At 71.1% G+C, this 20,683-nt stretch carries 23 protein-coding genes and 2 tRNA genes; 13 read left to right on the plus strand and 12 right to left on the minus strand.

What is annotated here, in order from left to right:
- Positions 1–14: 14 nt before the first annotated feature.
- From IT780_RS15940 to IT780_RS15955, 4 genes are read right to left on the minus strand one after another with little or no spacing between them, the layout of a single operon-like run.
- Positions 15–1,046 carry a SpoIIE family protein phosphatase gene (locus IT780_RS15940; protein WP_199512315.1) on the minus strand — a complete coding sequence of 344 codons (1,032 nt, stop codon included), beginning with the start codon at positions 1,044–1,046 and terminating at the stop codon, positions 15–17.
- Positions 1,043–1,450 carry an ATP-binding protein gene (locus tag IT780_RS15945; RefSeq protein ID WP_199512316.1) on the minus strand — a complete coding sequence of 136 codons (408 nt, stop codon included), beginning with the start codon at positions 1,448–1,450 and terminating at the stop codon, positions 1,043–1,045. Before IT780_RS15945 ends, IT780_RS15940 begins: the two co-directional genes overlap by 4 nt.
- On the minus strand, positions 1,447–1,860 hold the full coding sequence (locus IT780_RS15950) for an STAS domain-containing protein (protein WP_199512317.1): 414 nt from the start codon (positions 1,858–1,860) through the stop codon (positions 1,447–1,449). The genes IT780_RS15945 and IT780_RS15950 overlap by 4 nt, the downstream gene beginning before the upstream one ends.
- 4 nt (positions 1,861–1,864) lie before the next feature.
- Positions 1,865–2,728: an STAS domain-containing protein gene (locus tag IT780_RS15955; protein WP_199512318.1), complete on the minus strand. Its 864-nt coding sequence runs from the start codon at positions 2,726–2,728 to the stop codon at positions 1,865–1,867.
- Between the two features lie 189 nt (positions 2,729–2,917).
- Here IT780_RS15955 and IT780_RS15960 point away from each other — a divergent pair, with 189 nt between their 5' ends.
- The 3 genes from IT780_RS15960 to IT780_RS15970 all read left to right on the plus strand — a co-directional run bounded on the left by IT780_RS15960 (position 2,918) and on the right by IT780_RS15970 (position 4,124).
- Complete coding sequence (locus tag IT780_RS15960; RefSeq protein WP_106126981.1) at positions 2,918–3,271, plus strand: anti-sigma factor antagonist; 354 nt, start codon at positions 2,918–2,920, stop codon at positions 3,269–3,271.
- Between the two features lie 111 nt (positions 3,272–3,382).
- Positions 3,383–3,826: a large conductance mechanosensitive channel protein MscL gene (gene mscL, locus IT780_RS15965; RefSeq protein WP_199512378.1), complete on the plus strand. Its 444-nt coding sequence runs from the start codon at positions 3,383–3,385 to the stop codon at positions 3,824–3,826.
- A gap of 64 nt (positions 3,827–3,890) precedes the next feature.
- Positions 3,891–4,124 carry a hypothetical protein gene (locus IT780_RS15970; RefSeq protein WP_199512319.1) on the plus strand — a complete coding sequence of 78 codons (234 nt, stop codon included), beginning with the start codon at positions 3,891–3,893 and terminating at the stop codon, positions 4,122–4,124.
- Between the two features lie 30 nt (positions 4,125–4,154).
- Here the strand turns inward: IT780_RS15970 and IT780_RS15975 are convergent, their stop codons facing one another.
- Together IT780_RS15975 and IT780_RS15980 are read right to left on the minus strand one after the other, a co-directional pair.
- Positions 4,155–4,997: a zf-HC2 domain-containing protein gene (locus IT780_RS15975; protein ID WP_199512320.1), complete on the minus strand. Its 843-nt coding sequence runs from the start codon at positions 4,995–4,997 to the stop codon at positions 4,155–4,157.
- A 49-nt stretch (positions 4,998–5,046) separates the two neighbouring features.
- Complete coding sequence (locus IT780_RS15980) at positions 5,047–5,679, minus strand: CGNR zinc finger domain-containing protein (RefSeq protein WP_199512321.1); 633 nt, start codon at positions 5,677–5,679, stop codon at positions 5,047–5,049.
- 180 nt (positions 5,680–5,859) lie between these two features.
- On the opposite strand from IT780_RS15980, the gene IT780_RS15985 reads away from it, so the two are divergent.
- Complete coding sequence (locus IT780_RS15985; protein WP_199512322.1) at positions 5,860–6,660, plus strand: L,D-transpeptidase family protein; 801 nt, start codon at positions 5,860–5,862, stop codon at positions 6,658–6,660.
- A 7-nt stretch (positions 6,661–6,667) separates the two neighbouring features.
- On the opposite strand, the gene rho is transcribed toward IT780_RS15985, so the two are convergent.
- The gene (gene rho, locus IT780_RS15990) at positions 6,668–7,783 is read right to left on the minus strand and encodes a transcription termination factor Rho (RefSeq protein ID WP_199512323.1); all 1,116 of its coding nucleotides are present in this window, start codon (positions 7,781–7,783) and stop codon (positions 6,668–6,670) included.
- Between the two features lie 224 nt (positions 7,784–8,007).
- Here rho and IT780_RS15995 point away from each other — a divergent pair, with 224 nt between their 5' ends.
- The gene (locus IT780_RS15995) at positions 8,008–10,041 is read left to right on the plus strand and encodes a phosphocholine-specific phospholipase C (protein ID WP_199512324.1); all 2,034 of its coding nucleotides are present in this window, start codon (positions 8,008–8,010) and stop codon (positions 10,039–10,041) included.
- Here the strand turns inward: IT780_RS15995 and IT780_RS16000 are convergent.
- The gene (locus tag IT780_RS16000; protein ID WP_199512325.1) at positions 10,038–10,577 is read right to left on the minus strand and encodes a TIGR03086 family metal-binding protein; all 540 of its coding nucleotides are present in this window, start codon (positions 10,575–10,577) and stop codon (positions 10,038–10,040) included. The two genes, IT780_RS15995 and IT780_RS16000, sit on opposite strands and share 4 nt — an antisense overlap.
- 121 nt (positions 10,578–10,698) lie before the next feature.
- Here IT780_RS16000 and IT780_RS16005 point away from each other — a divergent pair.
- From IT780_RS16005 to IT780_RS16025, 5 genes are all read left to right on the plus strand, one after another.
- A tRNA-Gly gene (locus tag IT780_RS16005) sits at positions 10,699–10,771 on the plus strand.
- Positions 10,772–10,914: 143 nt separating this feature from the next.
- Positions 10,915–12,147, plus strand: coding sequence for a DUF6271 family protein (locus IT780_RS16010; protein WP_199512326.1), 1,233 nt, complete (start codon positions 10,915–10,917; stop codon positions 12,145–12,147).
- Positions 12,140–13,774 carry a GNAT family N-acetyltransferase gene (locus IT780_RS16015; protein ID WP_199512327.1) on the plus strand — a complete coding sequence of 545 codons (1,635 nt, stop codon included), beginning with the start codon at positions 12,140–12,142 and terminating at the stop codon, positions 13,772–13,774. The genes IT780_RS16010 and IT780_RS16015 overlap by 8 nt, the downstream gene beginning before the upstream one ends.
- A complete protein-coding gene (locus IT780_RS16020; protein WP_199512328.1) occupies positions 13,771–14,943 on the plus strand; it encodes an MFS transporter in 1,173 nt (390 codons plus the stop codon). Before IT780_RS16015 ends, IT780_RS16020 begins: the two co-directional genes overlap by 4 nt.
- Positions 14,944–14,953: 10 nt before the next feature.
- The gene (locus tag IT780_RS16025; RefSeq protein WP_199512329.1) at positions 14,954–15,235 is read left to right on the plus strand and encodes a hypothetical protein; all 282 of its coding nucleotides are present in this window, start codon (positions 14,954–14,956) and stop codon (positions 15,233–15,235) included.
- Between the two features lie 94 nt (positions 15,236–15,329).
- Here the strand turns inward: IT780_RS16025 and IT780_RS16030 are convergent, their stop codons facing one another.
- The 4 genes from IT780_RS16030 to IT780_RS16045 all read right to left on the minus strand — a co-directional run bounded on the left by IT780_RS16030 (position 15,330) and on the right by IT780_RS16045 (position 18,490).
- Positions 15,330–16,874 (minus strand): MFS transporter, encoded by a 1,545-nt coding sequence (locus tag IT780_RS16030; RefSeq protein WP_199512330.1) that lies wholly within the window; start codon positions 16,872–16,874, stop codon positions 15,330–15,332.
- Between the two features lie 83 nt (positions 16,875–16,957).
- Positions 16,958–17,425: a MarR family winged helix-turn-helix transcriptional regulator gene (locus IT780_RS16035; RefSeq protein WP_199512331.1), complete on the minus strand. Its 468-nt coding sequence runs from the start codon at positions 17,423–17,425 to the stop codon at positions 16,958–16,960.
- Positions 17,426–17,444: 19 nt separating this feature from the next.
- Entirely contained in the window at positions 17,445–18,155 is a 711-nt protein-coding gene (locus IT780_RS16040; protein ID WP_199512332.1) for a hypothetical protein, read from the minus strand.
- Positions 18,156–18,265: 110 nt separating this feature from the next.
- The gene (locus IT780_RS16045; RefSeq protein WP_199512333.1) at positions 18,266–18,490 is read right to left on the minus strand and encodes a hypothetical protein; all 225 of its coding nucleotides are present in this window, start codon (positions 18,488–18,490) and stop codon (positions 18,266–18,268) included.
- A gap of 187 nt (positions 18,491–18,677) precedes the next feature.
- Between IT780_RS16045 and IT780_RS16050 the strand changes: the two genes are divergently transcribed.
- From IT780_RS16050 to IT780_RS16060, 3 genes are all read left to right on the plus strand, one after another.
- Positions 18,678–19,838, plus strand: coding sequence for a calcium-binding protein (locus tag IT780_RS16050; protein WP_199512334.1), 1,161 nt, complete (start codon positions 18,678–18,680; stop codon positions 19,836–19,838).
- 136 nt (positions 19,839–19,974) lie between these two features.
- Positions 19,975–20,049 (plus strand) — tRNA-Lys (locus IT780_RS16055).
- A 108-nt stretch (positions 20,050–20,157) separates the two neighbouring features.
- A complete protein-coding gene (locus IT780_RS16060; RefSeq protein WP_199512335.1) occupies positions 20,158–20,667 on the plus strand; it encodes a ribonuclease FAU-1 family protein in 510 nt (169 codons plus the stop codon).
- The last annotated feature ends 16 nt before the right edge of the window (positions 20,668–20,683 follow it).

Raw genomic sequence — 20,683 nt, forward strand, 5'->3', positions numbered from 1 at the left:
CAGCGGCTCGGCCCTCATGGCAACCGCGCCACGAGGACGCCCGCGTCGTCGCGGCGGGTGCCGGCGTCGCGCAGCACGGTGGCGGCGATGACCTGCGGCGAGTGGCTGAGCAGACCGGGGTAGTCGGCAGCACTCCAGCGGTCCACGACCCCGTCGGTGTGCATGAGCACCACGGCCCCGGGCGCGAGCGGGTACTCGTACTCGCGGATCTGCCGGCGCTGGTGCCCCGCGATGCCGGGCAGCGACACCATGCCGCGCCGGCCGCCGTCCGGCGCGATGATCGTCCCGGAGATGTTGCCCAGGCCCGCATAGCGGACCAGACCCCGCTGCTGGTCCAGCTCGGCGACGGCGAGCGCGGCCCCGCGGGTGTGTCCGAGCGTACGGTGCAACGCGTCGACGACCGCAGCGGGCGGCGCCTCGGGCAGCCCGCCGAAGACGCGTACGGCCTCCTGCGTCGCCGCGTGTGCCAGCCGCCCGTGGCCGAGCCCGTCACAGACGAGCACCTGACGGCGTTCCCCGGTGTGGCGGACGGCGAAACCGTCCCCGCTGACCGGCTCGCCGGTGAGTGGCCGGGTCAGTCCGGACGCCCACGCCGGTTCCGGCGCCGCGGTGGGCCACACCTGGGCGGCGAGGACGGTGCCCTTGCCCGGCACCGAGTGCAGGTCGCACCAGCCGGCCTGACGCGCTATCGCCCCGAGCCCGATGCCCAGCGTGCCGGCGGTCGAGTGGCCGTCGCCGGAGGAGCGCAGCACGTCGGCCATGCCGGGGCCCTTGTCGATGAGGATGATCTCGACGCCGGCCTCGGTGCCCGAGCGGGCCGGGCGCAGCAGGGCCTTGCCCTCGTCGGCGTGCTTGGCGAGGTTGCCCGCGGCCTCCGCCACGACGATCGAGAGGTCGGCGGTCCGGCGGTCCGGCATGCCGAGCTCGGCGGCGAGGCGCTCCGCGGAACGGCGTACGGCAGCAGCCGCACTGGGGGCCTCCACCCGGAACCAGAGCCCTCCGTCGAGAAGCCCTTCGGGCAGCGAAGCCACCGTTCCTCCGCTCATCGGCACCACTTGGTCACGCTGATGGTCGTGCCCTCGCCGACCGCGGTCTCGATGTCGAACTCGTCGACCAGGCGGCGGGCGCCGCTGAGACCCAGCCCCAGCCCTCCGCCGGTGGTGTAGCCGTCGGTCAGCGCCAGGTCGAGGTCGGGGATGCCCGGGCCCTTGTCGGCGAAGACGATGCGGATGCCGGACCGGCGGCCGTTGTCGACCCGGGTCACCTCGACCGTGCCGCCGCCGCCGTAGACCAGCGTGTTGCGGGCCAGCTCGCTCGCGGCGGTGACGAGCTTGGTCTGGTCGACCAGGGACAGCTTCACCGCCACGGCGACCGTACGGACGAGCTGACGGACCCGGACCACGTCCTGGTCGGTGGCGACCGCTACCCGCTCCGCGGCCCCGCCGGTCATGGTGCGGTGACCGCCGGCTCGTCGGTGTCCTCGTGGCCCGCTCCGCCCTCGGCCTCGGCCCGGGCGGCCGCGAGCAGCTCCATGCCGAGGTCGACGTTGAGCGCCGTACGGATCCCCGGCAGCGACAGCCCGAGCTCCACCAGCGTGATCGCGACCGCCGGCCGCATGCCCACGACGACCGTCTCGGCGTCCAGCACCCGGGAGATCGAGGCGATCGTCGCCAGCGTGCGCCCGACAAAGGAATCGACGATGTCCAGCGCGCTGATGTCGATGATCACACCGTGGCAGCCGGTCGCCACGATGCGGTCGGCGAGGTCCTCCTGCAGCTGCAGCGCGACCTGGTCCTCCATGTCGATCTGGATGGACACCAGGAGGATGTCGCCGATCTTCAGGACCGGGACGCGTTCCATCGGCTCAGCCTTCCCGGCGCGGCTTCTGCGCGACCTTGTCACCGGTCATCCGCAGCACGTGCCGCAGGGCGTCGGCGAGGCTCGACTTGGTGGCGATGTCGCCGAACTCGATGCCCAGCGCCACGATCGTCTGCGCGATCTGCGGCCGGATCCCGGAGATGATGCAGTCTGCACCCATGAGCCGAGCGGCCACGACGGTCTTGAGGATGTGCTGCGCGACCTGGGTGTCCACCGCGGGAACGCCGGTGATGTCGATGATCGCGTACGGCGAGCCGGTCTCCACCAGCGTCTCGAGCAGCCGCTCCATGACCACCTGGGCGCGGGCCGAGTCCAGCGTGCCGACCAGCGGCACCGCGACCACGCCCTCCCACAGCTTCACCACGGGGGTGGAGAGCTCCAGCAACTGCTCCGCCTGGTCGGCGATGAGCTCCTCGCGCGCCCGCGTGTAGCTGTCGAAGGTGAAGAGGCCGGCGCGGTCGACGAACGAGGAGAACGCCACGTACTCGCGCAGGACCGCGGCATCGGCGCCCTCGCCCTCGTCCAGCACGCGCAGCACGGCGTCCTTGAGCGTGAAGACGCTGACCGCGGTCTCGTTGGCGGTGAAGCCCTGCCGGGCCCGGGTGCTGGACAGCTCGCTGAGCTGGGCCCGCAGCTCGGCGGCCGCGTCGTCCTCGAGGTCCTGCGCGCCGCCGTCGAACGCCGCCTGGAAGCCTCGCTGCAGCTCGGAGGCCTGCCGGTACAGCTCGGCCTGGCTCAACCGGCCCCGCAGGGAGGCGGCCACCGCGTCCGTCCAGGACGCGACGATCGCGTCCTCGTGCCCCTTGAGCAGGTCGGCGAACCGACCGCTCCGGTCCGAACTCAGCGCCACCGGTGCCTCCTGTGACCTCGGCCGGGTCATGGCCGCCGCAGGTCGCGGGCAACCGGGCCGGACTTTACCATCGGGGCCGGTTCATACTTGCTGTCGGCCAACTAATAATCCGTGGTCAGGCGGGTCTCCCCGTTCTGCGGGCACCCGGCCGCGTGGAGTAACGTTCTGCCCATAACTGGGAGGTCCTGAATGTCCCTGACGGTACAAACCGAGCAGCGCGGCGACGTGGTCGTCGTGTCGGTGGCGGGCGAGCTCGACATGGCCACCGCGCCCCAGCTGCAGGACCAGATCAGCGACCTGCTCGAGAAGGGCCGCACGCGGCTGGTCTTCGACCTGGCCGAGGTCTCGTTCTGCGACTCCACCGGGCTCTCCGTGTTCGTGCGCGCCAAGAACAGCACCGACGACGCCGGCGGTGTGGTGCGGCTGGCCGCCCCCCAGCGCGGGGTGCTGCGCATCCTCGAGGTGTCCGGGCTGGTCGAGGTGCTGCACACGTACCCGACGGTCGACGAGGCCGTGACCGCCGAGGAGCCGGCGCTCGACTGAGCGCGCCCGCTTCCCGCGATGGGCCGATCGGCGTAGTTTGTCGCCGACAGGTCGTGGGCAACTGCTGCGATCGAAACTTCTCGGCCCCTCATCGCAGGAGTGCGCGTGTCCATGCTCAAAGGCTTCAAAGACTTCATCATGCGCGGCAACGTCGTCGACCTCGCGGTCGGCATCGTCATCGGCGCCGCCTTCACCGCTGTGGTCAGCGGCTTTACCAAGTCCTTCCTCGAACCGCTGATCAAGTGGATCAGCGGCGGCTCGGGCGTGACAGCCGGCGCTTGGTCGCCGAAAGCCGGCGTCGTCTTCGACTACGCCGGCTTCATCAACGCGGTGATCACGTTCCTGCTGACCGCCGCGGTGCTCTACTTCCTCGTGGTCTACCCGCTGAACCGGCTCGCCGAGCGGCGCAAGCGCGGCGAGGAGCCGCCGCCGGAGGCCCCCAGCGAGGAGGTCAAGCTGCTCACCGAGATCCGCGACGCCCTGGTCCGCCAGCAGGTCGCCCCCGGTGCGGTCAACGACATCCTCGGCCGCCACGGCCAGGAGCCGCCCCGCTGAGGTTTCCGCCGAAAAGATCAACCCACCCGGCGCTGTTCGAACAGATGTTCGATACAGTGCCGGGATGGAGCAACGTAAGCACTGGTGGAACGGCAGATGGGGACGCGTCGCACGCAAGGACGTCTACCTGCGGACGAGCGGCGACCAGTGGTACGTGGAGCAGCGCGCGGGCGGCGCTGACGGCGTCTCCCACTTCTTCGAGTACGACAGCGAGGAAGCCGCGCTGGACATGGTCCGCGCGCTCCTGACCGGCCCGGACGAGTGGCGGGAGCTGTCCGTACGCCCCCGCGACCGCTGACCAACAGGCCTCACAGCGTCCGCGACGCGCTCAGGCAGCCCGGCGCTCGCCGGCCGGCGTATGGCGGGCGGTGACCGGGCCACCCGGCAGCAGGCGCAGGCGTGCCGGCCGGGCGGGCTCGTCGGGAGTGGCCTCCACGAGACGCCAGCCGCCGCCCACACCGGCCCGGTCGCCGGGCGGCTCGGCAGGATCGCCCGCGACCCGCGACAGCGCCACGACGAGCAGATATCCCAGGATCACGAAACCGTGGCTGACCAGCCGGGTCCCGTCGACCCGAGCCGCGGACAGGTCGTTGACCGACAGCAGCAGAAGCATCCCCACGAAGGCCGTCAGCATCGGTACGAGCCCCGCCGGCCGGCCGCGGCGCAGGGCGATGAAGAGGTAGCCGGCCCCGATCGCCACGTTCCACGCCGCGGACTCGTGCCACAGGTGGCCGGGGGTCGCGTCCAGCCCGGCATGCACGTGCAGGCTCGCCGCGCCGCCGCCGACCTGCGCCAGCCCGAGGATGAGCTGCACCGCGCCGACCGCGGCCAGGGCGACGTAGAGGCCGGCTCCGAGCCGCGCGCGTACGCCGGCCCGCCGCCCGCCCCCGCTCTCGGCCCGCGTGATCGCGAACCACTCCCGCCACACGCCCCGGCGGCCGGGAACGCGGCCGGGAACGGGTGGGAGCGCCGCGAGGATGGCCGCGCTGAGGTCGGGGACGTCCGCGACGAGCCCCGTACGCGCCACCCGGTTGACCGCCGCCGCCCGGTCGACCCACTCCCGGCACCCGGCGCATCCGGCCAGGTGCCCGTCGACCCGCGCCCGATCGGCCGGATCGTCCTCGCCGTCCAGCTGCGCCGATATCAGCTCGCGCCACCGTTCACACGCCATGCACCCATAGTCGCGCGGAGACGCCCGCTGGTTCCCGCCGGCCGCGGCTTCAGCGCAGGCCGTGCTGCGGGCGGCCCTCCTGGTCGCCGGTGCCACCCATCAGCCGCCGGCGCTCCCGGAAGGCCCGCAGGTTGGCCGTGTTGCCGCAGGTGCTGACGTCGTGCCAGACGCCGCTGTTGTTGCGGGAGGTGTCGAAGAAGGCCGCACGGCACTCCACGTTGTTGCAGAGCTTCAGCCGCGGCCACAGCCCGGCCTGCTGCGCGAGGAGCGCCTCGGACCACAACGCCGACGCGAGCCAGCGGGTGCCGCGCCCGGCGGGGACCATGCGGACCCAGCCGTCGGCGTCGGGGACGAGGCTGACCGGCACGTCCGCCGGGGGCAGCGAACCGTCCGGGTTGGCGTTGCGCCCTCCGGCCGCCAGGATCACGCCCTCGAACGTGCTCCGCAGCCGCCGCAGCGACCGCAGGTCCGTGGAGGAGAGCAGCAGCACGGGGGCGGGCAGGCCGGCCACGCGCGACCATGTGGCCAGGGCGTCGGTCAGCCAGCGCTGGGCGTCGTCGGGCGTGGCGAGCAGGTCCGGGGCGTACGACATGGTGGCCCGGGTGTTCACGAAGTCCTGCAGGAGGGCGAGGCCGGCCGGCGCCTCGCGTACGCCGTGCCGGGAACTTGCCTTCCATGACATAGGCGAAGGGTACTTGATTCTTTTTCACGCGAGCATCCGCCACACGCCTGACCGGGGCGGGCGCATCCGTCACACGCTGCGCATTCGGTCACTGACGCCACGTTGATCATGAGACGCTTGACTGCTTACGGCAGCATGAACATCTCTCGCGTGTGAGTATCGGACAATGAGGTGTAAGTGGTGCGCAGAGTTCTGACCGCCGCCGTGGCTCTGGCAGCCGCCGCAACGTTGGCCACCGGGTGCGACACCGGCGGCGCGAACGACGCCGCGCCGGCGCCCTCCGCGACCGTGGGCACCCCGTCGGCCCCCGCGGACACCCCGACGACCTCTCCCTCGGCGTCCGCGACTCCGTCGGAGACACCCACGAGCGAGCCGGCGCCCAAGCCGCAGAAGCTCAAGTCCGGGGCGAAAGGCGAGCGGGTCGTCGCCCTGCAGAAGCGCCTGACGGAGCTCGGCTACTGGAACGGCAAGCCCGACGGCTCCTTCGGCGGCAAGACCCAGCAGGCGGTGTTCGCGCTGCAGAAGGCTGCCGGCCTGGGCCGCGACGGCGTGGTGGGACCCAAGACCCAGAAGGCCCTCGACCGAGGCGTACGCCCCAAGGCGCGCAGCACCAGCGGCCGGGTCATCGAGATCAGCAAGAAGCGGCAGCTGCTCATGCTCGTCAACGACGGCAAGGTGACCGAGGTCTTCAACACGTCCACCGGCTCGAACCAGCACTACGAGCAGGAGGGGCAGACGTATCTCGCCGACACCCCGAGCGGCAGGTTCCGGGTCTCCCGGCAGATCGACGGCTGGCGCCACGCGCCGCTGGGCCTGCTGTGGCGCCCCAAATACTTCAACGGGGGCATCGCGGTGCACGGGGCGAACAGCGTGCCGCCGTACCCGGCCTCGCACGGCTGCGCACGGGTGTCGATCGCGGCGATGAACTACCTGTGGACGAACGACAAGCTCCCGCTGCGGACGAAGGTCTGGGTCTACTGACCGCGGCTCACGCGGCTACGGCGAGAGTCCGGGCGACCTGACGCAGGAATTCGGTGTTCGAGGCCGTGCCGCGCAGCTGGGCGAGGAGCTGACGCATGCCGTCGCGTCCCTGACCGTTGAGGGCGCGGCGGATCTGCGCGGCGATCGCCAGTTCACCGGGGCCCTGCAGGGTCTCGTCGTGCCGGGTGCCGGAGGCGGCGAGGTCGATCGCGGGGAAGATGCGGGCCTCGGCGAGGGAGCGGTCCAGCCGGAGCTCGGCGTTGCCGGTGCTCTTGAACTCCTCGAAGATCACCGAGTCGAGGGCCGAGCCGGTGTCGATCAGCGCGCTGGCGATGATGGTGAGCGAGCCGCCGTTCTCGATGTTGCGGGCGGCGCCGAGGAAGCGCTTCGGCGGGTGCAGCGCGCTGGAGTCGAGGCCGCCGGAGAGCGTACGCCCCCGCCCCGGCGCGAGCAGGTTGTACGCCCGCCCCAGCCGGGTCAGCGAGTCGAGCAGGACCACCACGTCCCGCCCGAGCTCGACGAGGCGCTTGGCGCGTTCGATGGCGAGCTCGGCGACCGCGGCGTGCTCGTGCGGCGGCCGGTCGAAGGTGGCGGCGATGACCTCGCCCTGCACCGAGCGCTGCAGGTCGGTGACCTCCTCGGGCCGCTCGTCGACGAGCAGCAGCATCAGGTGCGCCTCGGGGTTGTTGCGGGCGATCGCGTTGGCCATCTGCGCCAGCACCATGGTCTTGCCCGCCTTGGGCGGCGCCACGACGAGGGCCCGCTGCCCCTTGCCGATCGGCATGACCAGGTCGATGACGCGGGTAGTGAGGATGTGCGGTTCGGTCTCCAGCCGGAGGCGTTCCTGCGGGTGGAGCGCGGTGAGGTCGTAGAAGCCTGGCCGGCGTCCGGGCTTGCGACCGTTGACCGTGTCGACCTGCAACGCCGCGGTCTTCCGGCCCGCGGTACGGGCCGTACCCGTGACGCGGTCGCCACGGCGCAGGTCGAGCCGGCGGATCTGCTCGGGCGACACCGGGATGTCGTCCGGGCCGGGAAGGTAGCCGTCGGCGCGCAGCCAGGCGCGGTCGCCGACGATGTCGAGGAGGGCGTCGACGGGTACGCCGATGCCAGGATTGTCCGTCATGCGGATACTCCAAAGGGAGAGATGAGACGCGCGTCGAAAGGCGCGTGGAGGAAAAGAAGAACGGGCCGTATCAAGCCTCTGGGAAGCGGCACAGGCCGCCGGCATCCAGGGCGCGGCTGAGGCAAAGGTAGCACTCCTGCGGCCCGGTGGCCATCGGGCCGAGGTGCGCGTCATGGTCGGCTGACGGACACCTCATGTCCATGTCGGACCGCTACCGTGCCGCCATGGGTACCGTCGACCGCCGTCGTTTCCTGCAGATGGCCGGGCTCCCGGCCGCCGCCGCGGCTCTGCCGCTCGACCTCGGCAAGGCGCTCGCCATCCCGGCGCACCACCGCACCGGGACGATCGCCGACGTCGAGCACGTCATCTTCCTGATGCAGGAGAACCGCTCGTTCGACCACTACTTCGGCACGCTGCGGGGCGTACGCGGATTCGCCGACCCGCACCCGATGCGCCGGCCCGACGGCAAGCCGGTGTGGCAGCAGCCGCAGAGCGGCGGACCGGACCTGCTGCCGTTCCGGCCCGACGTGCCCGACCTGGGCCGCACGTTCCTGCCCGACCCGCCGCACGGCTGGAACGACGGCCACGCCGCGTGGAACGGCGGCCGCTACGACCGCTGGGTGCCGAACAAGGGCGTCACCACGATGACGTACCACACGCGTTCGGACCTGCCGTACCAGTTCGCGCTGGCCGACGCCTTCACCGTCTGCGACAACTACCACTGCTCGCTGCTCGGCCCGACCGACCCGAACCGCTACCACATGTGGACCGGGTGGGTCGGCAACGACGGCAGCGGCGGCGGACCGGTCATCACCAACGCCGAGGCGGGCTACGACTGGTCGACGTACCCGGAGCGGCTGGAGCGCGCCGGCATTCCGTGGAAGGTCTACCAGGATGTGGGCCTCGGGCTGACCGCCGGCGGCTCGTGGGGGTGGACGCAGGACCCGTACATCGGCAACTACGGCGACAACTCGCTGCTCTACTTCCACCAGTACCAGAACGCGCAGCCCGGTTCGCCGCTCGCGGACCGCGCCAAGACGGGTACGAACGTCAACGCGCTCGGGCGTGATCCGGAGGCGCTGCTCAGCGACTTCCGCGCGGACGTGAGCAACGGCCGGCTGCCGGCGGTGTCGTGGCTCGTCGCGCCGGAGGCGTACTCCGAACACCCGAACTGGGAGCCCGGGTACGGCGCCTGGTACGTCTCGCAGGTCATCGACATCCTCGCCGCGCATCCCGAGGTGTGGAGCAAGATGGCGCTGTTCATCACGTACGACGAGGAGGGCGGCTTCTTCGACCACCTGGCGCCGCCGACGCCGGGCGAGTCGACGGTGCCGACGACGAACGAGCTCTTCCCCGGCAGCCCCGACCACCCGGCCGGCCCGTACGGCCTGGGCGTCCGCGTCCCGATGATCGTGGTGTCGCCGTGGACCCGGGGCGGCTGGGTGAACTCGCAACTGTTCGACCACACGTCGCTGATCCGCTTCCTCGAGGCCCGCTTCGGCGCCGGCCGCCCCGACCTCACCGAAACCAACATCACCCCGTGGCGGCGAGCGGTCACCGGCGACCTGACCAGCGCCTTCGATTTCCGTACGCCGAACCGTGCCCGGCCCTTCCGCCTCCCGGACACCGACGACCTCAAGCCCGAGGCCCTGGTACGCCACCCCGACGAGGTGCCCGTACCCCCGGCCGACCAGCGGCTCCCCCGCCAGGAGAAGGGCGTCCGCCCGGCGCGTGCCCTCCCGTACGCCCTGCACGCCGACAGCCACGTCAGCGGCACGACGCTGACCATCACGTTCCGCAACACCGGCCGGGCCGCGGCGGTCTTCCACGCCCGCCCGGTCGGCGGCGAGCCGCGCACGTACACCGTCGAGCCGGGCAAGACGCTGACCGGCACGTGGCCCGCCGCGAACGGCTACGACGTCGACGTGCACGGCCCGAACGGCTTCCACCGCCGCCTCCACAGTGGACCGCTCGGCGTCCGCACCGACTACGACCTCCGCGCCGAGAAGGTGACGTTGACCTTCACCAACCACGGGAGCAGCCGGCTGCAGCTGACCGTGCGGGACGCGTACACCTCGAGCCGGACGACGGTCTCGCTGCGCGCCGGCCAGACGGCGGCGAAATCATGGCCGGTGGTCCGCACCCGCGGCTGGTACGACCTCGCGGTGACCGGCGCGGGCGGCGAGTACCGCTGCGCGGGTCACGTGGAGAACGGCAAGGACAGCATCACCGACCCGGCGATGGGCGGCCTCGTCTAGCGCCGGCGCCCCAGACGGGCGACCAGGCGGTCCAGGGCCGGCGCCGATTCGTCCACCGGGATCGGGGTGGCGAACGGCCGTTCGCCGTCCGGCATCCCGGCCAGGACGGGCGCGGTCACGGCGATCTCCTGCTCGACGACGTCCTCGGCGAAGTCGACCGGCTGGCCCGTCGCGCGGGCGAGGTCCCAGCCGTGCACGAGCAGCTCGGTCAGGCGCAGGTGCAGCGCCATCGCGCCGGTCACCCGTCCGAGCGGCACGTCGACCGAGCGGTCGAGGATGCCGGGGGTGCGGAAGGCCGTCGTCAGCGTCGCGGCGCTCTCGTCGAAACCCGCCTGCAGGCTGCGGTACGTCATCGGCCGGGCGGTGAGGGCTGAGGTCACCATCGCGTTGCCCAGCACCAGATGGCTCACCAGCGACTGGACGTCCCAGTCCTCGCAGGGCGTCGGATCGCCCCACTGGTCGGGCTTCACGCCGGCGACCAGCCGTCCGACGCGTTCGGCCGTCGCGGTCAGCTGATCAACGGTCGCCGCGGTCACGCTGACACTTTATGGGTCCGTGCCAACCCGCGCCGGGAAGCGCGCTGGGCCGCCTGGCATCCGTGTCCGGCGATTGGTTAGAGTTCATCCCACGTCCGGCCGCGGAAGCGCCGCCGGGCACGCGGACGTAGCGCAGCTGGTAGCGCATCACCTTGCCAAGGTGAGGGTCGCGGGTTCGAATCCCGTCGTCCGCTCTCTCTTCCTCCTCCCGGTCGCGTGCCCGATGTCACATCAGCACCGATGACCAGCCTGTGTAGACAGTCGCCGGTCCCGCCCGGCGCGCTTCTGTGAACAACCATGCTAGATTCACCGCCGCCAATTTAGCGGAGGTGCACGCATGCGTCGCGTCTGCCTGACAGTGCCGACGAACCGGGAATGCACTGCGACGCTCGCGGAGGTGGTCGCGGAGGCCGCCTATGCCGTTGAGCATTTTGACGTCGAAGTCCATCTGCTCGTGCTGGATTCCTCGGAGCACTTTGCGGCACACGCCCGTGCGCTCGGTGCAACGCCGAACGTCTGGCACTTGGACGAGCCGGCTCAGCGCGCCTTTCTGCAGCGGGTGGTCCGGCGCGCCGACGTGGACAAGCCCGACCTGCTGCTCGACCTGATGCTGCCGCGCGGGCTGTCGTACGGCGCCTGCACGAACCGCGCCTTCCTGATCGCCGCGGCGCTGGGCTGCGACTCTGTGCACCGCCGCGACTCGGACAGCTTCTTTCAGACGCACCAAGGCAAGAAGGTCTTCCCGATCCACCCGGAACTTCTCTTTCTGGGCAAGCCGGCGCACCTGGCCGGCACCGCGCAGGACCGGCTGGATCCGGCGCTGCGTGACGCCACGGTGAGCATGGTCGGCGGGTCGTTCGTCGGGGAGATGTCCGTGGACATCGCCGACATCCGCGGTCACGAGGCCTACTACGACCTGGTCAGCCTCTGGGCCGCCGACGGCAGTACGGAGGAGGAGAAACGCGCGCTGGTCGAGGAATCCTTCACCGGCAGTGCGCCTTTCGACGGCGACGAATTCGTCCTCTCCGTCGTCGACCCGATGCGGGTGGACATGCACAACATCGGCTTCCACGGGTTGCACGAGCGGATTCCGCTGCCGCCCGCGACCGACACCATCGGCAGCGACTACTTCCTCATTCACGTCGCCGACAAGGCCCACCTGCCCGGGGTTCTGCACAACCGTCACATCGTCAATTTCCACACCCCGGAACGCAAGACCGACGCCGGCTTCCTGGCGTACCAGATGCGGTACGCGAAGTTCATTCTCTCCATGCACTACCTGCACTTCATCTACCAGCGGATGACCAGCGACGACCCGGCCGCGATCGCGGCGATCGTCCGCGACAGCACCTGGCAGCCCCGCGAGCCGAACGAGGCGAAGATCCGGAGCCTGGAGGCCGCGTACCGCCGGCTGGGCGGGCGGTTCACCACGGTCGCGGACGTCGTGCGGGACCGGCGCGAACGACTGCTGTTCGAGGCCCGGCGGGACACCGACGACTTCGCCCTGCTCATCGACGCGTGGGCGGCCCTGATGGCGGCGGCCCGGACGACGAGCGTGCGCGATGCTTGACCGGCGCCACGTGCGGTCCGCGCTGACGGCGGCCGGCGAGGACCGGATCATCTACGACCTGACCGGCATCGAGCGGCAGTACGACATCCTGCTCGCCGAGCTCCCGGGGGTCGCGGTGCGCTTCGCCATGAAGGCGTGCCCGGTGGACGAGGTGCTGACCTGCCTCGCCGACCGGGGCGCCGGCTTCGACGCGGCCAGCCCCGGGGAGATCCGGCAGGCGCTGCGTACGGGCATCGCACCCGGCCTCGTGCACTACGGCAACACCGTCAAGTCCGACACCGCGATCGCCGCCGCCCACCGGCTGGGGATCACCATGTTCGCGACCGACTGCGTGGAGGACGTACGCGCCATCGCCGAGCACGCACCCGGCGCACGCGTGTTCTGCCGCCTGGCCACGACCGGGGCGGGCGCGGTCTGGGGTCTCACCGGCAAGTGCGGCACCAGCGACCCGGTCTCCGTCCTGGAGGAGGCCCGCCGGCGGGGACTGGTCCCGTCCGGCCTGTCGGTGCACGTCGGGTCGCAGCAGATGACCGTGCAGGGCTGGCAGCAGGCCCTCGACGACCTCACCACCGTCGTCCGGGACCTGGCGGCGCGCGGCATCCACCTGGACCACGTCAACCTCGGTGGCGGGCTGCCCGCACAGGGCTACCTCAACCGCGACGGCACCCCGCTGACCCCGCCGACCGCCGGTATCTTCGCCGCGATCCGGGCCGGGATGCGGCGCCTGCGCGAGGCGGCGCACCGGAAGCTGGGGTTCGTCATCGAGCCGGGCCGCTACCTCGTCGCCGACCACAGCGTCATCCGCGCCCACGTCGACCGGCTGACCGTACGCGAACAGGCATGGCTGTACCTGAGCTGCGGCCGGTTCAACGGGCTGTTCGAGGGCGACCGGCTGCGCTACCGCCTCGAGTTCCCGACCCGTACCGGCGGGCGCAGCATCCCGGCGATCGTCGCGGGTCCCACCTGCGACAGCGACGACACGTTGGGAGGCGGCCCGGTGTCCGTACCGGCCGATCTCGCCTCGGGCGATCCAGTGTGGATCTCCGCCGCGGGTGCGTACGCCACGAGCTACAGCACGCTGCACTTCAACGGCTTCGACCCGCTGCCCTGTGTCACGGTCCGGGCGGAACGCGTACGGCCGATCGGCTCCGACGACTGGCACGCCATCGCCGAGCTCGAGGCGGCCGCGTACCGCGCGAAGGGGCTCTCCGAGGATCCGGCCGTGCTCCGGTCCCGGGCCGCCCGGTCCCCAGCCACCTCGTTCGTGCTGGACGCCGGAGAACGCATCGGCGGGTACCTGCTCGCCCTGCCGTACCCGCGCTTCCAGGCCCCGAGCCTCGAACGGGCGGAGGACAAGACGTTCGACTCGGCCAATCTGCACCTGCATGACATCGTTGTCGGCGACCAGTTCCGCGGCCGCGGCTGGGCGAAGCGCATGGTGCGGCACCTGACCGCGACGGCCCGGTCCCTGCGGTACGAGCGCATCTCCCTGGTCGCGGTCGGTGGTTCCGCCGGCTTCTGGTCCGCGCAGGGATACCACCCGCACCCCCACGCCGCGCTCCCCTCCGGGTACGGCCCCGACGCCGTCTACATGTCCCGCGTCATCACGGATAGGGGCCCCGCATGAGCGAGTTCCGCCGCTCGCAGCTCGCCGTCGCCGCGCTGTTCTGCTTCCTCGGCTTCCAGTACTCGACGTGGGCCGCGCGCATCCCCGCGCTCAGCGACCGCCTCGACCTGACCCCCGGCGAGGTGGGCGTGTTCCTGCTCGCGGCCGGCGTGGGCGCGACGGTGTCGTTCCCGCTGGTCGCCCGGCTGATCGCGGTCCTCGGTTCGCGGCGGCTGGCCCTCGGCTCGGCGCTCGTGCTGGTCGCGGCGCTGGCCGGGCTCGCGGTGGTGCCGACGTACCCGCTGGCGCTGGGCATCCTGCTCGTCGACGGCGTCGCGGTCGGCTGCCTCAACGTGGCCATGAACGCGCAGGGCGCCGCCCTCGAGGCCCGGTACGAGCGCAACACGATGGCGAAACTCCACGCCCTGTTCAGCGGCGGCATCTTCGGCGCGGCACTGCTCGCCTCGGGCGTCACCACGTTCACGGACGCCGTACCCGTGCACTTCGCGATCGCGGGCGCCCTTTTGCTCGCGCTGATCCTCGCGGCCCGGCCGGCGCTGCTGCACGAAGACCTGCCGACCCCGGCGAAGGCCGCCGGCCGGCGCTGGATCCGCCCGTCCCGCCTCACCACCTGGCTGGGCCTGGCCATGCTCTTCACCACCATCACCGAGGGCGCGATGACCGACTGGTCCGCGCTCTACCTCGAGAAGGTCGCGCACGCCGCGCCGCATCTGCTCCCGCTCGGCATCGCGGTCACCTCGGCCATGATGGTGACCGCCCGCCTGTTCGCCGACGGCTGGCGCGCCCGCTGGGGAGACAAACGCATCGTCCTCACCGGCGGCACCGTGGCCGGCGCGGGGCTCGCGACGGCGCTGCTCGCCGGGGGCGTCATACCGGCCCTGGCGGGCTTCGCCTGCGTCGGCCTCGGCATGGCCGCGGTCAGCCCCTGCCTGTACGTGGCCGCCGCCCGCGAGGGCTCCGCCACACTGACCATGGCCGCCGCCATGAGCACCACGGGACTGCTCGCCGGGCCGCCGGTGCTGGGCTTCATCGCCGAGGGCACCAGCCTGGTGTGGGCGATGGGAGCGGTCGCGGTGACGGCGTGGCTGGCGGTGCTGTGCGTCGTACCCATCCGCTGGCCGCAGCCGACCCCGGTGCCGGCGGATCAGACCGAAGCCGCCGCTCGATAAGATCCGGCTCATGGCGATCCAGCTCTGCCCGATCTGCGGAACCGAGGTCCGCCCCAACCCGCGCTACCCCGATCACCTCTGCCAGGACTGCGCAGCCAGAGCGGTCGACGCCGACGGCCGGCCCCTCAATCTCTTCAACGTGTCCGCGACAGGCGGTTTCGCCGCGATCTACGCGGATGACGAGACTCCGGCGGAAGCGGTGACCCGGGACCACATCGTCTTCGTCGACGGGGTCCGCTGCGTGGCCGACGAGGCACGCTTCGGCGGGACCGTCATTCGCCCGTCGCGCTGAGCGGCCGGCTGGATCAAGCCGGCGGAACGACTCGCAGCCGTCCCTCATCCGCGCCGATGACGGACGCCTTCTCTGGCCCGGGCCGCCCCACCGGTCACGAAGGCCGCCCTCCGCTCGAAGATGTCCGGAGCGCCTCCGCACGGCCGGCAACCCGGTTCGGCACCCAGGCGAGCGTGGTGACCGCGCCGAGGAGCAGCACGCCGATGCCGACCCAGAGCGTGATGTGCATGGCGTCGACGAACGCGCCCTGCGCCTGGACGGCCCGCGCCGGCGCCTGCCGGCCCTCGATGAGCACGAACAGGGTCGCGCCGAGCGAGTCACCGGCCTGGCCGCGCAGGTGGGCCGGCAGCGCATCCAGCACCGCGGACGCATGATCCCGGTACGCCATGGACAACACCGAGCCCATGACGGCCACGCCGAGCGCGGCGCCCACCTGCCGGAGCGTGTTGTTGACCGCGCCGCCCACACCAGCCTTGTCGGCCGGTACGGCGGTCATCGCCAGAGCCGTGGTGGCACCCATGACGAAGCCCATCCCGAGGCCCGCCACGAGGAGGCTCACCTCGAGCTCCCAGAGCGGCGAGGTCTGGGTTGCCAGCAGCAGACCGGCGAAGGACAGCGCCAGCAACAGCAACCCGGCGGTCACGGTACGGCGGAACCCCCATCGGCGTACGACGCCCGCACTGCTCACCGCCGAGCACACGCTGCCCACCGCGACCGGGAGCAGGATCAGGCCCAGTTCCAGCGGCGAGTGCCCGAGCACCAGCTGGACGTGGAAGACGAGCAGGAAGGTGCCGCCGGTCAGCGCGAAGAAGGCGAGCGACACCGCGGTCGTGCCGCCGGCGAACGGGGCGCTGCGGAACAGGTTCACGTCGAGCACCGGATGCGCCGTCCTGCGCTCGACCACCACCAGGGCGACGACCAGCAGGGTGCCGAGCAGGATCATTCCGGCCGAGGCCGGCGCGAACCAGTCGTTGTCCTCGCCGGCCCGGATCACGCCGTAGACGACAGCGCCGATCGCCGCGGTCGAGAGCAGCAGACCCGGCAGGTCGAGGTGGAACTCCGCGGCCGACCGCGACTCCCGCGCGGTGACGAAGAGCAGGGCCACGCACAGGGCGGCCACCGGCACGTTGATGAGAAACACCGAACCCCACCAGAAGCGCTCGAGCAGCGCGCCGCCGAGGATCGGGCCGAAAGCCACCGAGAGGCCGCCGAGCGCCGCCCAGACGCCCATCGCCCGGCCCTGCTCGTCCTCGGGTACGGCGTTCTTGATGATCGCCAACGTGGCGGGCGGCACCACCGCGCCGCCGATGCCCATGACCGCACGCCACAGGATGAGCGAGCCCGGCGTGCCGGCGGACGCGGAGAGCGCGGACGCCACTGCGAAGATCACCAGGCCCACCGCCAGCGTCCGGCGCCGGCCCCACCGGTCGGCGATCACGCCCGCGGTGAACATCAGCGAGGCGTACACCAGGATGTACGCGTCCACCGCCCACTGCAGCTGGGAGTTGTCGGCGTGCAGGTCGCGCTGGATCGCCTGCAACGCGACGTTGAGGATGGTGTTGTCCATCATCACCATCAGGAAACAGGCCCCGACGACCACGAGCAGGAGACTCTGCTGCTGTTTCGGCCCCGTCGTCATGCCGCCCCCGTCCGTCAGGCATACCCACGCGGTTATCAGCTAACTGATTTCTATCAGTTAACTGATACGCGCGGAACCCTCGGTCAGGATACGGCGGGACCGTCGACGGCGAGCCGGGCCCGGTGCAACAGCGCCCGGAACGTGGCGAGCTCCTCGGCGCTGAACTCCGCCTCGTACCGCTGATCCACCCGCCGAGCCGCCGCATCCGCCTTCGTCAGCAGGGCACCGCCCTTACGCGTCAGCGCGAGCGCCATGATCCGGGTGGAGGCGGCCACCGGCATCCGCTCGGTGAGCCCCCGCTGCTCGAGAGCGGCCGTGACCACACTCATGGACTGCGGCGTGATGCGGCACAACCGGGCCAGCTGGGCACTGGACACGCCGGGATTGCACCGCACCATCAGCAGGGCGGTGTACTGCGTGACGGTGAGATCGAACGGCGCCAACGCCTCGGCCTTCCGAGCGATCATCTCGGAGGACGCGTGCTGCAGCAGCGTACTGACCCGCTCGTTGATCTCCCGCTGCCGTTCAGCGTCCGCCCTGCCGCCAGCCACGTACCCGCCTCCCCGAAGCTCAGGACCCCATCGTGACGTAGAAGCTGTCGGGCATCTCCTTGACGCCGGCCGGCCGCGCCACATCAGCCGCCGTGTCATAGTCGCTGACATCCAGCGTCCACTGGGCGGCAGGCTCGCTCTTCGGCGCGGGCATGGGCGGCAACTCGACCTCGAGGTGGGTCAGCCGTCCCCGCCCGTCCACGGACGCGACGAACGACACCGGCTTGATGAGCCGCGACTCGATCGTCGACAGCGTCGCCCCGGCAATCCGTACCCGGGTGCCCTCGATCGTGCCGCGGATGACCTGCCCCTCCTGCTTCGCCTCGGTCACCGCATCCAGCAACGGCTTCACATCGGTACGGTCGGCGTGCGCAAAGGTGAGCCCCATCCGCTCCGCCGCCTTCGGTATCCGCGACTGGTCGATGTGCTGCCACCGAGCGGCCCCGGTGCGGCTGTACTGATCGTCGCCGAGCAGCCGCATCTCCACCCCGTCCATGTCACTGCCGGGGAAAGTTGTCGTCCACATGGCCCGACGGTGCGGCACGTCGGTCACCCCGGAAACCTCCACCTCGGGTACGGCCACCCGATAGCGATACGCACCCGTGGCGAGCGCCGGCGTGGATGCGGCCAGGACGGCCTTGGCGTCGGGCGCCACCGGGGCGGCCGGCTCGTTCGCACAGGCGCCGAGACCGGCGGCGGCCACGACCAGGACGAGAAGGCGAGTGATCATGCTCGCCACCCTAGGAAGCAGGAAACCCCGGCCGCTGCCCCGCTCGATAACGATCTCGACAGGGCGGCAGACCCGCCGACCACAACGACGACGGGCCTGCCCGGCCGCCGCTACTTCGCGAGGCGTCCCAGCTCGGCGATGGCCTGCGCGGCCCGGATGTACTTGTTGCCGGCCAGGTCGCCGATGGTCTTGATGTTGAACGCCTTCTTCAGCGCCTCGGCGTCGGCCTCACTCACACCGGACAGCGCGGAGACGGGGGCGTCGGCCAGCTCGGCCAGCGAGGTGGACTCGTAAGCCTTGTCGAGCAATGCGTCGAGGTTCACGGAGATCGGCATAAGCGTTCCCTTCCGAAGCGGCAAGCGCCGGGCAGCTGCCGGGCCGCAGCTGGCACTTTGCCGTTCCTGACCCAGGCAAACCTGCTTTACCCACGGAAGGCGGACCTCGGGGCAGCACAGACGAGCGCTTCTCACGTACTGTCCCAGTCGATCATCGCAATGCACGCCCAGTACGGGGAGATTCTGCATGTTCGTGTTCCACCGCAAGGCCCTGGCCGGCATCGGCATCACCGTCGCAGCCGTCGCTTCCACCGCGTTGTTCACGACGCCGGCCCAGGCGGCGACCGCCGGCCTGGCCAAGGTGGTCGGTTCGTCCACCGTCCAGTTCAACGCGCTGATGGGCAAGTCCAACGGCTTGACGATCACCATTTCGGGTCGCACCGTCACGCTGGACGACAAGGTCGCCATCAAGGCCGGTAGCGGCTGCAAGGCGGTCAAGCGCGACAAGACCAAGGTCAAGTGCACGACGTCCCGGAAGGTCACGAAGCTCAGCGTCGCCCTCGGCGACAAGAACGACTGGGTCACCAACAAGACGTCCGTCTACATGCTGGCGGACGGCGGTTCCGGCAACGACACCCTCACCGGTGGCTCCGGCAACGACCAGCTCCAGGGCGCCGCCGGCAACGACAAGCTGTACGGTAAGAACGGCAAGGACACGTTCTTCGGCGGCGCCGGGAACGACCGCATCTACGGCGCTGCCGGCAACGACCGGGTCGCCGCGGGCGCGGGCGCCGACACCGTGTACGGCGACGACGGCGTCGACACCCTCCTCGGTGAGGACGGCAACGACACGATCTACGGTGGAACGGCCAACGACGAGATCGCCGGAGGCACGGGTAACGACACCGTCTACGCCGGCACGGGCAACGACACCGTCGCCGCCGGTACGGGCAACGACAAGGTCTCCGCGGCGGCCGGCGACGACATCGTCGTGGGCGAAGCCGGTGACGACGTGCTCGGTGGCGACAGCGGTGCGGACATCATCTCCGGTGAGGCCGGCAACGATCGGATCACCGGCGGCGACGGCGACGACATCGCGTTCGGCAAGGCCGGCAACGACCAGATCGCCGGTGGCAACGGTGACGACGTTCTGATCGGTGAGGACCTCCTCGAGAGCGGCATGCCGGTCGGCAGCGACTCGGCCCTCGACCGGCTCGACGGTGGGGCCAACGTCACCGCCGACGGCGACGCCTGCTCGGTGATGGCCGCCGGCACCACGGTCAACTGCGAGTTCGTCGCCCCGGCCGCCCTGGCCCGCGCGTCCGCCGCGACCGCGGCGGCACCGGAGCTCGAGACCGCAGCTCAGATCGAGCGCCGGGCGACCGCCGCCCTGGCCGCGACCAAGTAACCAGCACCGCCAGGTCGATCGAGGCAGTGCCGCTGGGGATGAGCTCCCCGGCGGCACTGCCCTGCTTAGCTGCGGTTACTCACTCCGTAGCCCGCTGCCCCGCCCCGGGTGGCACTGTCGGGTAACCTGATCGCGCGGGCCGCTAGCTCAATGGCAGAGCTGTGGACTTTTAATCCATAGGTTCAGGGTTCGAGTCCCTGGCGGCCCACCACCACCGACCTTTCGGCCCCGTTCGCACTGTTCGTCCCAGCACCACGGGACCAATCTGCGGGCAACCGCGCCGGACGCGGACAACTGGTCTCACGCCTAGGTTGTCTCTGTGACGATCGAAGCGGCCGCCGGCACCGTGCGTCTGGAGAAGATCAAGCGTCCCGGTGGTGTCTTCTGGTTCGACCTTCAGCGGGTCGGCCAGGATGATGACGGAACCTGGCTACGAGGTCCGGTCGGTTCGCCGTGGGTTGCGCCGCATGACTGCGGCACCCTGCCCATGCCCGTGGTCGTGCTGCTGGCGGAGGACCGTCCCTGGGCGGCGTGGTGGGTCGGTGATCCTGCTGATCAGCGGCTGGAGATCGACGTCTGCCTGCCGCCGACGACGACCGGTGCGTGCTGGCGGTATGTCGATCTCGAGCTGGACCCGGTGCTGCACCGGCCGAGCGGACGCGTCGAGATCGAGGATTGGGACGAGTACGAAGAGGCCGCCCTCAACGGCTGGATGAACGCGGACGAAGCCGGCCTCGCCCAGGCCACCGCTGAGCACTGTGCCGAGGTCCTACGCCGGGGTGCAGAGCCTTGGATTCAACGTGGTTGGCAGATGTTGCGCGACATGTGAGGCGACGTGCCTCTCG

Source organism: Nucisporomicrobium flavum (genome assembly GCF_016464385.1).
GTDB classification, from domain to species: Bacteria; Actinomycetota; Actinomycetes; order Mycobacteriales; family Micromonosporaceae; genus Actinoplanes; species Actinoplanes flavus_A.